At 74.1% G+C, this 12,656-nt stretch carries 11 protein-coding genes and 1 pseudogene; 2 read left to right on the plus strand and 10 right to left on the minus strand.

All coding sequences use genetic code 11. The features are described 5' to 3' along the window. Nucleotides 1–4: 4 nt before the first annotated feature. The 4 genes and pseudogenes from MICAU_RS24775 to MICAU_RS24790 form a co-directional block, all read right to left on the minus strand. The gene (locus MICAU_RS24775; protein WP_013288089.1) at nt 5–1,588 is read right to left on the minus strand and encodes an ATP-dependent DNA ligase; all 1,584 of its coding nucleotides are present in this window, start codon (nt 1,586–1,588) and stop codon (nt 5–7) included. Nucleotides 1,589–1,676: 88 nt separating this feature from the next. Next, nucleotides 1,677–1,883: a hypothetical protein gene (locus MICAU_RS24780; RefSeq protein WP_030273275.1), complete on the minus strand. Its 207-nt coding sequence runs from the start codon at nt 1,881–1,883 to the stop codon at nt 1,677–1,679. 78 nt (nt 1,884–1,961) lie between these two features. Then, nucleotides 1,962–3,326, minus strand: a complete 1,365-nt coding sequence (locus MICAU_RS24785; RefSeq protein WP_013288091.1) for a dipeptidase — start codon at nt 3,324–3,326, stop codon at nt 1,962–1,964. Next, nucleotides 3,301–4,001: pseudogene (locus MICAU_RS24790) on the minus strand (uridine kinase family protein); the annotation flags it as partial. The gene MICAU_RS24785 and the pseudogene MICAU_RS24790, both read right to left, overlap by 26 nt. 111 nt (nt 4,002–4,112) lie before the next feature. On the opposite strand from MICAU_RS24790, the gene MICAU_RS24795 reads away from it, so the two are divergent. Continuing rightward, nucleotides 4,113–4,514 carry a rhodanese-like domain-containing protein gene (locus MICAU_RS24795; RefSeq protein ID WP_013288093.1) on the plus strand — a complete coding sequence of 134 codons (402 nt, stop codon included), beginning with the start codon at nt 4,113–4,115 and terminating at the stop codon, nt 4,512–4,514. Here MICAU_RS24795 and MICAU_RS24800 read toward each other — a convergent pair. The 3 genes from MICAU_RS24800 to MICAU_RS24810 all read right to left on the minus strand — a co-directional run bounded on the left by MICAU_RS24800 (nt 4,508) and on the right by MICAU_RS24810 (nt 7,854). Then, a complete protein-coding gene (locus MICAU_RS24800; protein WP_013288094.1) occupies nt 4,508–6,052 on the minus strand; it encodes a cobyric acid synthase in 1,545 nt (514 codons plus the stop codon). The two genes, MICAU_RS24795 and MICAU_RS24800, sit on opposite strands and share 7 nt — an antisense overlap. Beyond that, nucleotides 6,049–7,074 (minus strand): cobalamin biosynthesis protein, encoded by a 1,026-nt coding sequence (locus tag MICAU_RS24805; protein ID WP_013288095.1) that lies wholly within the window; start codon nt 7,072–7,074, stop codon nt 6,049–6,051. The genes MICAU_RS24800 and MICAU_RS24805 overlap by 4 nt, the downstream gene beginning before the upstream one ends. A gap of 87 nt (nt 7,075–7,161) precedes the next feature. Then, nucleotides 7,162–7,854 (minus strand): single-stranded DNA-binding protein, encoded by a 693-nt coding sequence (locus tag MICAU_RS24810; RefSeq protein ID WP_244879669.1) that lies wholly within the window; start codon nt 7,852–7,854, stop codon nt 7,162–7,164. Nucleotides 7,855–7,861: 7 nt separating this feature from the next. Here MICAU_RS24810 and MICAU_RS32295 point away from each other — a divergent pair, with 7 nt between their 5' ends. Beyond that, nucleotides 7,862–9,406, plus strand: coding sequence for a recombinase family protein (locus MICAU_RS32295; RefSeq protein ID WP_167545745.1), 1,545 nt, complete (start codon nt 7,862–7,864; stop codon nt 9,404–9,406). 66 nt (nt 9,407–9,472) lie between these two features. Here MICAU_RS32295 and MICAU_RS24820 read toward each other — a convergent pair whose 3' ends face one another. The 3 genes from MICAU_RS24820 to MICAU_RS24830 all read right to left on the minus strand — a co-directional run bounded on the left by MICAU_RS24820 (nt 9,473) and on the right by MICAU_RS24830 (nt 12,639). Further along, nucleotides 9,473–11,767 carry a phage tail protein gene (locus MICAU_RS24820; RefSeq protein ID WP_013288097.1) on the minus strand — a complete coding sequence of 765 codons (2,295 nt, stop codon included), beginning with the start codon at nt 11,765–11,767 and terminating at the stop codon, nt 9,473–9,475. A 124-nt stretch (nt 11,768–11,891) separates the two neighbouring features. Continuing rightward, nucleotides 11,892–12,176, minus strand: coding sequence for a hypothetical protein (locus MICAU_RS24825; protein ID WP_041799097.1), 285 nt, complete (start codon nt 12,174–12,176; stop codon nt 11,892–11,894). A 49-nt stretch (nt 12,177–12,225) separates the two neighbouring features. Then, complete coding sequence (locus MICAU_RS24830; RefSeq protein ID WP_013288099.1) at nt 12,226–12,639, minus strand: hypothetical protein; 414 nt, start codon at nt 12,637–12,639, stop codon at nt 12,226–12,228. Nucleotides 12,640–12,656: the final 17 nt, after the last annotated feature.

Raw genomic sequence — 12,656 nt, forward strand, 5'->3', positions numbered from 1 at the left:
GCCGTCAGCCGGTGACCCGGCCGGCGTGGATGGCGCGGACCGCGTCGATGGTGTCCGCCTCGGCGGCGGTCTTGTCGTCGCGGTAGCGCAGCACGCGGGCGAAGCGCAACGCCATGCCGCCCGGGTACCGGCTGCTCGTCTGCACCCCGTCGAACGCGATCTCGACCACCTGCTCCGGCCGGACCCGCACCACCCAGTCGCCCTTCTCCACGGCGAGCGACAGGAACCGTTCGGTCTGCCAGCGCAGGAGCTCGTCGGTGAGCCCCTTGAACGTCTTGCCGAGCATGACGAACTCGCCGGTGCGCGGATCGCGGGCGCCGAGGTGCAGGTTGGACAGCCAGCCCTCCCGCCGGCCGCTGCCCCACTCGACCGCGAGGACCACCAGGTCGAGCGTGTGCCGCGGCTTGACCTTGACCCAGGCCGAGCCGCGCCGGCCGGCGTCGTAGGGCGCGGCCGGGTCCTTGACCACCACGCCCTCCTGACCGGCGTCGACAGCCGCGGCGAACGCCGTGGCCGCCTGCTCCACGTCGTCCACCTCGATTCGGTCGACGAGCAGCGAGGCGTCGACCGCGCCGGCCAGGGCCGCCCACCGCTCCCGTCCGGGCGCGTCGATCAGGTCGGTGCCGTCGAGGTGCAGCAGGTCGAAGAAGTACGGCGTGAGCACCGGTTCGCCGGTGCGCTCGGCGGCGGCCAGCACGGCGGGCGCGACCGGTGCCTGCCCGGTGGTGCTGGGCGTGGTGCGCCGGGCTGCCCGGCTGGACGTCTCCTGGAACGGCAGCGGCCGGCCGGCGGCGTCCAGCCCGATCGCCTCGCCGTCGAGCACCAGCTCGCGGGCGGGCAGCGCGCGGACGGCGGCCACCACCTGGGGCAGCCGGCCGGTGATCTCGTCCAGGCTGCGGGTGAAGACCGCGATGTCCGGGCCGGAGCGGTGCACCTGGATGCGGATGCCGTCGAGCTTCACGTCGACCATCGCCGGCACGCCGGTGGCGGTGAGCGCCTCGTCGACCGAGGGCGCGCTCTGCGCCAGCATCGGCGCGAGCGGCCGGCCCACCTGGAGCCCGAACCCGGCCAGCGCGGCGGCGCCGCCGGTGAGCGCCGCGACCGCCACCGCCCGCAGGTCACCGGCGAGCAGCAGGGCCCGCCGGACGGCCGTGACCGGGACGTCGGCGGCGCGCGCGACCGCGTCGGCCAGCAGCCCGGCCTGCGCGCCCTGGCGCAGCTCGCCCCGGAACAGGCCGGTCAGCAGGCGCTGCTCGTCGGCGGTGGCGGCGGCGAAGAGACGGCCGACCAGTTCCCGGCGCCGGGCCTGCGAACCGGCCCCGGCGACGCGGGAGATCTCCTCGATCGCCGCGTCGACGGCGGCGACGGTGAGCGTCGGCTCGGCGGCCGGCGGAGGCAGGTCACGCAGGCCCGCCCAGCCGACACCGGTCTGACGCTGGCGCAGCTCACCGGCGAGATAACCGGCACCGGCCGGGATCTCGCCCGGCTCCAGCCCGCGCAGCGCGGCGGCCAGCAACTCCACCTTGGCCCGTCGGCCGCTGGTGGCCCCGACCGCGGCCGAGGTGGCCGCCAGCTCCGCGAAACGCACGCCCACATCCTGCCAGTCGCGTGTGACATCGGGGTGGATCCGGCGGCCCGGCACACCGCACGGGTGCGCCGGGCCGACGGGCCGACGGTCAGGCCGAGACCGGTTCCTCGATGCGCAGGCCGCGCCCGCGCACGCCCTCGGCGACCCGGGTGAGCAGCGCGTCGAGCGTGACCAGGGCGGCGGAGAGCTCGCCGATCTGTTCGTTGAGCGTGTCCTCGGACCACGCGGAGACGTCGACGTCCCCCAGAGCACGGACGGCGGCCTGGAGCCGCTCCATCTCGTCGTTCGTACGCATGTTCGAAAGGCTATAACACCCCGCCCGCCGACACACCACAAACTCCGACATCCGCCCCGAAGTTACGGTTTCGACACCTCAGGCGCGGTTTCCGGCCTCGGCCACCCGGGCCAGCAGCAGCGCCTCGGCCAGGCACACCCGCGCGAACTCGCCCAGGTGCAGGCTCTCGTTCGGCCCGTGCGCCCGCGCGTGCGGGTCCTCCACACCGGTCACCAGGATCGCGGCCCGCGGGAACATCTCCTGGAACGTGGCGATGAACGGGATCGACCCGCCCACCCCGATGTCGACCGGGTCGGTGCCGTCCCAGGCCGTCCGGAACGCCGACCGGGCCGCGTCGAACATCGGCCCCGAGGCGTCGATGACGCAGGGCGCGCCGTCGTGCTCGAACGTCACCGACACCTGAGCGCCCCACGGCGCGTGCCGCTCCAGGTGCGCGGTCAGCGCCGCGTACGCCTTCTTCGGGTCGTCGCCCGGCGCCAGCCGTACGCTCAGCTTCGCCTTCGCGGACGGCACCAGCGCGTTCGGGGCCTCGCCGGTGGACGGCGCGTCCACGCCCAGGATCGCCAGCGCCGGCTTCGTCCAGAGCCGGTCGGTGATCCGGCCGGTGCCGAACAGCCGCGCGCCGTCGACCAGGCCGGCCTCGGCGCGGAACCGGTCCTCCGGGTAGTCGACGCTGGCGCCCTCGCGGGCGGCCAGCCCGTCCACCGCTACGTCACCCGCCTCGTCGTGCAGCGTGCCGAGCAGCTTCACCAGCGCGGTGAGCGCGTCCGGCACGGCGCCGCCGAACATGCCGCTGTGCACCGCGTGGTCGAGCGTGCGCACCTCCACGAAGCAGTTCACGATGCCGCGCAGCGAGGTGGTCAGCGCCGGCACGCCGACGTCCCAGTTGGTGGAGTCGGCGATCACGATGACGTCCGAGGCCAGGTCGTCACGGTGCTCGGCGAGCAGCCGCTCCAGCGAGTCCGAGCCGTACTCCTCCTCGCCCTCGATGAACAGCACCACGCCGACCGGCAGCCGGTCGCCGAACGCGCGCAGCGCGGCGACGTGCGCCATGATGCCCGCCTTGTCGTCGGCGGCGCCCCGGCCGTAGAGGCGGCCGTCGCGCTCCACCGGCTCGAACGGGTCCGACTCCCACAGCGACAGGTCGCCGACCGGCTGCACGTCGTGGTGCGCGTACATGAGCACTGTGGGCGCGCCGGCCGGGGCCGCCTTCGTGCCGATCACCGCGGGCTGGCCGCCGGACCGGACGATCCGCGTGTCGAGGCCGCAGCCGCGCAGCAGCTCCGCCACCGCCTCGGCGGAGCGCTCCACGTGCGAGTGGTCGAAGCCCTCGAAGGCGATGCCCGGGATGCGGACGAGTCGCTCGAGGTCGGCACGGACGCCGGGGAGTTCCCGCTCGACGGCGGCCCGCACCTCGGACTCGGAGAGGATCGGAGTGGTCATGACCGGAATCGTATGCTGGCCTTACCCCGCCACGTCGCCCGAGCCCGGTCGCCGCCCCACGCGCACGTAGTAGCGGTCCGCGTCGTGCGGCAGGTCCGGGGCGCCGTCGACGACCAGGTCCACAGCAGCCTCGGTGCCGTCGGCGGCGAAGTGCGACCGCTCCCCCGCGTGCCAGCGGCGCAGCTCCGGCAGGATCCGCTCGCCGTCGCGGGCCAGCGCCCGGCGCAACCCCAGCTCGGCCGGCGCGGTGACGAGCACCGACAGCGTCAGCTCGGGGCGTACCGCGGCGCGGGCGGCGCTCACCCCCTCGACGATCAGCACCGGACCGGCCGGCACCGGCACCACCCGGTCCAGGAAACGACGGCGCACCCAGCTGTAGCGGCGGTAACCGCCCGCCCGGCCGGCCCGCAGCGGGCCGAGGACCTGCTCCTCCAGCCGGGTCCAGAACGTGAGCTGGTCGTCCCAGCCGTCGAGCAGGTCGTCGGTGTGCACGAGCGGCGGGCGGACGCCGCCCACCCCCGCCGCCAGGGCGTCCGCGAGGCGCGTCGCGAACCGGCTCTTGCCCGCGCCGCTGGGCCCGTCGACGGCGACCAGCCGGGTACGCCCCAACCGCGCCGGCCCGGCCAGCACCCGACGGGCCAACCCGGCGTACGCCTCGATCAGGGCAACGTTCACCCGACCGACGCTAACGTTCCCCCGTCCGCTGGAAACTGCGACCCGGGCGGACCGTTTCGCCGAGCGGCGGCGCGGCGCGCTGGGCATCATCGGGGGGTGCTCCATGACGTGATGTGTCCGGGCGTCGACGCCCTCCTGGAACAGGCCCGCGCCGGTCTCCGCCGGCTCACCCCGCACGAGACCGTCGAGGCGGTCCGTGGCGGCGCGCTGCTGATCGACACGCGTACCGAGGCGCAGCGCCGCGAGGAGGGTGAGCTGCCCGGCGCGATCGTCATCGACCGCACGGTGCTGGAGTGGCGACTCGACCCGGCCAGCGCGTGGCGCATACCCGAGGCCACCGGGTACGACCGCGAGATCGTCGTGGTGTGCCGGGAGGGGTACAGCTCCAGCCTGGCCGCCGCCAGCCTCCAGACGCTGGGGCTGCGGCAGGCCACCGACATGATCGGCGGCGTGCAGGGCTGGCGGGAGGCCGGACTGCCGATGTCCGACCGCCCGGCCGACGTGCGCTACTGAGCCGGTGGCGCGCCGGGTGGCACGAACGGCAGTCCCGGCGGTGGGCCGGACTCGATCAGCCGCCACAGCGCGTCGGTGTCGAGGTGCTCCTCCACCAGGTCGCCCAGCAGGTCCAGCGTCCGTTCCCGGGCCGCCGCGAAGGACGTGTCCGGCGCGACCTTGAACCCGGTCCGTCCGGCCGCCTCCGCGACCTCGGTCAGGAACCGGCGGCGGAACGCGTCCGAGGAGAAGGCGCCGTGCCAGTGCGTGCCGTACACGGTGCCGAGGCGCGCGCCCTCGCCGGTGCCGTCGGCGTAGCGCAGCAGCGGCGCGAGGCCCGGGTCGGCGGCCGTGACCCGGCCGTGGTGGATCTCGTACCCGTGGACCGGCACGTCGCCGGCGGCGGTGCCCTCGGCCCGGCGGACCGTCTTGCGGGGCTCGAAGGTGATCTCGACGGGCAGCAGCCCGAGGCCGGGTACGGTGCCCCGGCGGCTCTCCACCGCATCGTGGATCGCCCGGCCCAGCATCTGGAAGCCGCCGCAGATGCCGAGCAGCGGCCGTCCGGCGGCGGCGTGCGCCCGGACCGCGTCGGCCAGGCCGGTCTCCCGCAGCCAGGCCAGGTCGGCGACTGTCGACTTGGTGCCGGGGAGCACCACCAGATCGGCGGCAGCGAGTTCGGCCGGCTCGACGGTGAGGCGGACCCGCACACCCGGTTCGGTCGCCAGCGCCTCCACGTCGGTGGCGTTGCTGATCCGGGGCAGCCGGACCACTGCGACGTCGAGCCAGTCGGTGCCCCGGGGCGCGGGCGGCCGGCCGAGCACCCGCCCGTACGCGAGCGAGTCCTCCGCGTCGAGCCACAGGTCCAGGGCCCAGGGCACCACCCCGTACGTCGGGCGGCCGGTGACCCGGTGCAGCATGTCCAGCCCCGGCTGGAGCAGGCCGCGGTCACCCCGGAACTTGTTCACCACGAACCCGGCCAGCAGCGCCTGGTCGGCCGCGTCGAGCAGGGCGACGGTGCCGAACATCGAGGCGAACACGCCGCCCCGGTCGATGTCGCCGACCACGATCGTGGGCAGCCCGGCCTGCCGCGCCAGCCCCATGTTGACGTAGTCGCCGTCGCGCAGGTTGATCTCGGCGGGGCTGCCCGCGCCCTCGCAGATCACCACGTCGTACTCGGATCGCAGCTCGGCCAGCGCCGCGTACGCCGTGCTGGCGAGCCGGGACCGTACCTCGTGGTAGTTGCCGGCGGTGACCGTGTCCACCGCCTCACCGAGCAGCACCACCTGGCTGGCGTGGTCGCTGCCCGGCTTGAGCAGCACCGGGTTGAAGCGCAGGTCGGCGTCGAGCCCGCAGGCGGCGGCCTGCATCGCCTGGGCGCGGCCCAGTTCGCCGCCGCGACCGTCCGGGCCGACCACCACGGCGGAGTTGTTCGACATGTTCTGCGCCTTGAACGGGGCGACCCGGACGCCCCGGCGGCGCAGCCAGCGGCAGATGCCGGCGGTGAGCACGCTCTTGCCGGCGTCGGAGGTGGTGCCGGCGACCAGCAGCCCGCCGCTCACCGCCCGCTCCCCCGGCCTGAGCCACGGGCCGCTCGGGTGACGACGCCCAGCGCGGCCCGGCCGGCAGCGCCGACCAGGCGACCGACTGTCACCGGGTAGAGCGCGGCCAGGCCGAGCGCGGCCACACCCACCGCGCCCGAGATCCGGGCGGCCCGCTTCAGGTGCCGCGCCTCGGGGCGGGGCCCGTCACCGAGGAAGGGCCGGGTCTCGGCGCGGCCGAAGTAGACGTTGCGCCCGCCGAGCCGGACGCCGAGCGCGCCCGCCATGGCCGCCTCGCACTGACCGGCGTTCGGGCTCGGGTGGTCGGCCCGGTCCCGTCGCCACACGTGCCAGGCGGCGGCTCGGTCCCCGTGTGCCACCGGCGCGACGGCCACCGTGAGCAGCCCGGTGAGCCGGGACGGCACGAGGTTCAGCGCGTCGTCCAGCCGGGCCGCCGGGGTGCCGAAGCGGGCGTACCGGGGCGAGCGGTGGCCGACCATCGCGTCGAGCGTGTTCGCCGCCCGGTAGCCGAGCAGGCCGGGCAGGCCCGCGACCGCGCCCCAGACCAGCGGGGCGACCACGGCGTCCGAGGTGTTCTCGGCGACCGACTCGACCGTGGCGCGGGCGAGTTCGGGCTCGTCGAGGGCCGACGGGTCGCGTCCGCAGAGGTTGCCCAGGCGGGACCGGGCGGCGGGCAGGTCGGCCCGGCCCAGTGCCCGTGCCATCACCCGGGACTCGTGCCGCAGCGTGCGCCCGCCCAGCACCGTCCAGGTGCCGGCGGCCACCAGCGCGGCCCGGGCCACCGGATGGCGGCGGGTCGCCAGCGCGGCGGCGGCGCCGAGCAGGACCGGCGCGCCGACGGCGAGCGCCGTGAACGCCGTGCCGGCCGTCCGGTCGGGGCGGTAGACCCGCCGTTCCAGCGCGCCGGCCGCCGTGCCGAAGCCGGCCACCGGATGCCACCGGCGGGGGTCGCCGAGCAGTGCGTCGAGCGCGTAGCCCACCACCAACCCGGTCGCGTTCGCCATGGCGGTCGCCTGCCGCACCCGTCACCACCTCCGGCCGGCCAGCCTAGTCGTACCGCGGGGTGGTGACGCCGACGTCACCACCCCGCGCCCCCGTCGGACGAAGGGTCAGGCGGGCACCGGGGTACGCCGCCGGCCACGGCGCCCCGACGCGGTCCCGCCGGTGCCATCGGTCCCGCCCGGGCTCGCGCCGCCCGGCTCGCCCTCACCCGGCCCGGAACCACCCGGTCCGCCGACCTCCGACGGTGCGACCTCGCCCAGTTCGTCGTCCTCGACCGGGGCCGGCCCGTCGTCCGCCACGTCGCCCAGCTCGTCCTCCTCCCCCGCCGGACCGCCCGGCCCGCGGTCGTAGTCGGTGGCCCGCGCACCGGGCCGGGTGTCGAACGGGTCGGGCTCGCCCACCCGCTCGACGGTGCCGACCAGCCCGACCCGGCTGCCCCCGTACTCCGACGGCGGGAAGTCGTCGTCGAAGGGCCGGTCGTCGAACGTCGCCGGCGCCTGGGCATCAGGCACCGGCTCGGTCGCCTCGCCGTGCACCCGCTGCTCGGCCTCCGCGTCCTCGACCGTGCTGGTGGCCGCGCGGGGCTGGTTGCGCAGGAAGCGGGCGCGGCCCCGGGACAGGTCGTGCCCGACGGCGACCGCCTCCAGCTCGTAGAGCGTGCGGTGGGTGCCCGCCTCGTCGGTCCAGTCCCGGGTGTAGAGGCGCCCGGCGACGATCACCGGATCACCGACCGCCACCGAGGCGGCCACCCCCTCGGCGAGGCGGCGCCAGCAGTTGACGCGCACGCAGAAACGTACCATGTCCCACATGACATTGCGAGATCCCCTCGGCCGGGTACGAGCGATCATCTACGTTCGACTGTCGTCTCATCGAGGCGACATCGACCCCTCCACCTCTCCGGCGAGGCAGGAGGAGGTGTGCCGGGCATATTGCCTGGCGAAGGGCTGGGAAGTCCATCCGCACGTCGTGCGTGACCTCGACGTCAGCGGCTCGGACAAGGGGCTCCGGCTCGACCGCCCAGGGCTGCGCGAGATTCGCGAACGTTGGCCGGATGTCGACGTGGTGATCTTCGCGAAGCTGGACCGGCTCGCCCGGAACGTGATCGACTTCCGGGCCTTCGCCGACGAAGCCGCAGAGAACGGCGCGGCCCTGGTCTCGGTCGCCGAATCGCTCGACCTCACGACAACCTCGGGGCGCTTTGTCGCAACCATCCTCGCGGCGTTCGCCGAGATGGAGGCCGCGACCATCGCCGAGCGGACGACGGCCGGCATCGAAAAAGCGCGAGAGCTTGGCCGCTGGGCCGGCGGCGCTGCTCCGTACGGCTTTCAGGTGGTGCCCGCCCCGGACGGGCCCGGCTTCGTTCTCGCCCCTGAGCCGGAAGCCGCCGCAGTTGTCCGCGAGGCAGCCGAGCGAGTCCTAGCGGGCGAGTCGCTCTATGCGATCTCGAAGGACTTCAACGCGCGGGGAGTGCCGACGCGGTCAGCAAAGCTCATCGCCGAGGGCCGCACGAAGCGGGAGAAGGCCGCGCCCTGGGCGACACAGACCCTTTCCCAGGTTCTTACCAACCCGGCAACCGTCGGCCGATCTGTGTATCGCGGTGAGCTGATCCGAGACGACCGCGGGATGCCGCGCCAGCTATGGGCACCGCTCCTCCCGCTCGAAGCCTGGCATCGGCTTCGAGCCGTCCTAGCAGTCAACGGCGAGGCCGCCGAGGGGCGCGGCCGGCGCGTGCGGGCGGCCCGGCTCCTCTCCGGGATCGCGTACTGCGCCGGATGCGGCCGGAAGCTCTACGCCTCTTCGCGCAAGCACCCGAGCGGGAACACGGTCCCGACCTACGCTTGTGCGGCGCGGCGCAACGGCCAGGGGTGCGAAGGGGTAGCGATCACTGCCGAGATGACCGAGGAAGCCGTCACGCGGCAGTTCCTCGCCCGTGTCGGCGCGTGGTCGGTCGTGGAAGCGGTCACCGTGACTGTCGATGACGGGCGACGGGCGGACGTAGAAGCGGGCATCGCCGACCTGGCGCGTCAGATGACCGAGCGGGGCGCGAACGTCGCGGCGCTGGCGGCGCGGTTGGCCGAGCTACACGCGGCGCGCGAGGCATTGCCAGCAACGGCCGCTACCGAGGTTCGTCGAGTGGAGACCGGGCGAACATTCGGCGAAGAGTGGGCCGCGCGAGACACCGACGGCCGGCGGGCGCTTCTCGCTTCGTGCGGCGCGCGGGCAGTCATTCACCGGGCGGCGGTACGCGGACGGAAGCTGTTCGACGAATCTCGCATTGACTTGCGGCTAGGCGAGTTCGACGACCCCGAGGCCCAGCGCCTCGCCGAGATTGCGGCCGAGGAGGCATCCTGAGCGTGTAAACGCCCCTGAACGCCGAAAGGCCCCGCCCCCGGGACAGTCCGGGGACGGGGCCTGCGTTCATCGGGCCCTTCCGTGCCGCGCCGTGATCGCCTGCCGGCGCTGGAGGGCGCGAAGCTGGGCGAGCGTGGCCTGCGAGTCGTGGAGGTGGTATTCGACCGTCTCTCCGGTGCCGGCCATGACGGGCTGGAGCGCGCTCGCGATGGTGACTCCGACGTTGCCGTTCGGCGCGGCGCGCTCGGCGATGCGGCTCAGGTTGGCGGCGGCGCGAGTCACGCGGCCGGCACCCTGGTTGATGCCCAGGGCCATGCCTTCGGCGACGTGGAGACCGAGCTTCGCGAAGACCCGCGACGGGCTGTGAATCCCGAGAGCGCTCCGGACGAAGCCGGGTAGCGCGTTGGTGATGGTCGAGCGGACGGCGTCGATGATCCGGCCCGCTCCGGCGCGGATGCCGCGGACGAAGCCGGCGATCACGTCGCTGGCGATCCCGTAGAACCGCGAGGCGAGACCCGAGAGCGCGCCGATTGCCTTGGAGGCCAGCCCGCGCAGCGCGGCGACGACGCGGCCGACGCCGGAGGTGACGGCGGATACGGCGCGGCCCATCATGGACGTGAAGAACGAGGCGACGCGGGAGACCAGCCCGGACACGGCTGAGATGGCTCGGCCGCGGAGGCTGACGAAGTGCCCGACCATGCGGGCGGCCCAGCCGGCGGCGGCTGATCCGATCTTGCCGAACATGCCGGCGAACCAGCCGCCGAGCTTGCCGACGAGGCCCTTCACCAGGCCGCCGATGCGCCCGACCAGCAGGATTTGCACCGTGCCGAGGAGCGACTTCAGGAAGCCGGACGCGATGGTCGTCAGGCCGGACCATATCTTCGACCAGTCGCCGGTGAAGATGCCGGCCAGGACGGTGAAGATGCCGCGGACGATGCGGATAGCGCCGGTCAGGACGTTCACCACGCCGCTGAAGGCGGTCTTGATCGTGTCGAGGACGATCTTCCCGAGGCCGAGCTTCGTCCAGAGGAAGCCGAAGACGGTCGCGATGCCCTGAACGATCGGCGTCAGGTTGGTGATGACCGACCGGATGGTCTGGCCCCACTCGGAGAACAGCGGTCCGAGCTTCGCGCCCAGCTCGGCGAAGAACGGCTGAAGCTGCGAGCGCCAGACGCCCATGAACCGGCGGCCGATGTCGGCCAGGGCCGCGCCGAGCTGCGCGAGGGGTGCCTTCAGGGTGCCGAGGAAGCCCTTCAGGCGGGCGAAGACGCCGTCGCCGGACTTCGCCCCGGCGATGAAGCTGCGGACCGCGGTCGCGACCTTGGAGAACGCCGGGGCGACCAACGCGGCGATCTGCCGGCCGGTGGAGACCATCAGCCCGAAGCGGTTCGTCAGGTCGCCGAGGTAGCCGGCGATCAGCGGCGGGGCCTTGGTCAGAACGGTCATGAAGCCGCTGATGAACGTCAGCGCGCCGGGCCCGGCCTCGGCCATGCGGGCGAAGAACGTCCCGAGGCCCGTACCGAACGCCGGTAGCTTCGCGGCGATGGTCTCGAAGAGCGGGACCGCGCCCTTCAGCCCGGCGAGTACGCCGGGAAGCATGTTCTTCGCCATCTTGGCCAGCGCCGGGGCGAGGAGGTCTACCAGCGGCGCGGTTGCCTTGCCGATCTGCGCCAGCTCGGGCGACATGCCCTTCAGCGCCTTGGAGAACGTCCCCGCGGCCCGGATCAACGGGGCCTCGAACGGCTTCGAGAACTTCGCGAGCGCGCCTTCGGCGGTCTTCCCGAAACCGGCCCACGCCTTGCGGACCTTCGACGACTTCGCGGCCCCCGCGATGCCTGCGGCGAGCACGCCGCCGCCGAGGCCCAGCAGCACGCCGGACGTGACCGCCGCGCCGACAGCCGGGGCGACGCCGACCGCGATAGCCGCTCCCGCGACAGCCGGCGCACCGGACGCAGCGAGCCCGCGCAGCGAACCGAGGACCGAGCCCGTCAGGGAGGGCCCTACGCCGTCGCTGACCGCGCTCGACAGCGACGCGCGCAGCTTCCCGTGCACGCCGTCCGCGCCCGACAGAACGCCGGTCCGGACGCCGTTCCGGGCTCCCTCGTGAGTGCCCTTGGAGACCCGGTCGCGCAGCGCGCCCGCCGCCTGGTCGCCGCCCGCCTCGGCACCGCTGGTGATGGATGCCGCGAGCCGGTCGCCGACACCCGTCTTCGCGACGGCGGTCGATATCTGGTCGCCGATGTCCCGCCCGGCGGTCTTCGCCCACGCGGAGAGGACCGGGTCGGCTTCCTTCTGAAGGTGGCGGCGCAGATTTTTGAGGCTGGGAAGGACTTGCAGGGTTGCGTAACCCACGTTGGACATAGGCGTTTCCTCGGGTGCGGGCACGCACGACAAGCCCGCGCACGCCTCGTGCGAGGGCGTGCGCGGGCTGTCGCGTGCGGGTGGTGGGTCAGGCCGGGCCAAGGGCTCTCAGGCCGTCTGAGGGCTACTCGTCAGCGGCCCACGCCGCGGGCTCCGGGTCGTGGCCGGTGAGCCGGTTGATTAGCTCCTGACGGCGCAGGCTCCCCGCACCGCTCGGCGTGCCCGGCGCGGCGTCGTACGCCGCTGAGAAGGCGTGCCAGGCGGCGCGGGCCGCGCCCCGGCGTAGGTCGTGGGCGCGGGCGTAGCGGACCGCCGCGAGCCATACGGCGTCGAGCGTCCAGCCCTCGGCGGGGCGGTCGACGTATTCGCTCGGCGTGAAGTCGGGCAGCTCGACGCCGGCCAGGTACACGGAGACCGTGTAAACGTTCGCGGTGCGGATCGGGCGAGAGCCCTTGCGGCTACCCATGGAAGCGGCCCCGCTCGCCGCGGGCGTGCGCCCGATCCCAGCGAGCACGCGCGGCCTTCGACGCCGCGCGTGAGCCCGCCATGCCGGAGCGCGGTGCGGGCGCTTCGTCGATCGGCAGGTCCAGCAATCCCAGCAGGCGAACCAGGATCGCGCGCTGTTGTCGGGCCTCGACCAGCAACGGCGACGGTCGTCCGTTCACGACCGGGCCGGTCTCGCGAATGGCGGCCTCAATCGCCGCCAGGGCGTCGATCGTCTCGGCGACCTGAAGGAGCGCAGCCTCCTCCGGCAACGTGAGGTCGTAGTCGGCGGCAACGCGGACGAAGAACTCGCGGCCGGCGTCGCCGAGGTGGGCCGGCGGGGCGACGTCGGGTCCCGGGTCGCCGTCAACGGCGTGAAGCTCGGTCAAGGTGCCCTCCTAGGGCG

The sequence above is a fragment of the Micromonospora aurantiaca ATCC 27029 genome, from assembly GCF_000145235.1.
Classification (GTDB): domain Bacteria; phylum Actinomycetota; class Actinomycetes; order Mycobacteriales; family Micromonosporaceae; genus Micromonospora; species Micromonospora aurantiaca.

What these genes read in the sequence shown, in the direction of transcription:
- MICAU_RS32295 (WP_167545745.1), top strand. Translation starts at nt 7,862, where the DNA reads ATGACATTGCGAGATCCCCTCGGCCGGGTACGAGCGATCATCTACGTT.
- MICAU_RS24785 (WP_013288091.1), bottom strand. Translation starts at nt 3,326, where the DNA reads ATGACCACTCCGATCCTCTCCGAGTCCGAGGTGCGGGCCGCCGTCGAG.
- MICAU_RS24795 (WP_013288093.1), top strand. Translation starts at nt 4,113, where the DNA reads ATGTGTCCGGGCGTCGACGCCCTCCTGGAACAGGCCCGCGCCGGTCTC.
- MICAU_RS24780 (WP_030273275.1), bottom strand. Translation starts at nt 1,883, where the DNA reads ATGCGTACGAACGACGAGATGGAGCGGCTCCAGGCCGCCGTCCGTGCT.
- MICAU_RS24810 (WP_244879669.1), bottom strand. Translation starts at nt 7,854, where the DNA reads ATGGTACGTTTCTGCGTGCGCGTCAACTGCTGGCGCCGCCTCGCCGAG.
- MICAU_RS24820 (WP_013288097.1), bottom strand. Translation starts at nt 11,767, where the DNA reads ATGTCCAACGTGGGTTACGCAACCCTGCAAGTCCTTCCCAGCCTCAAA.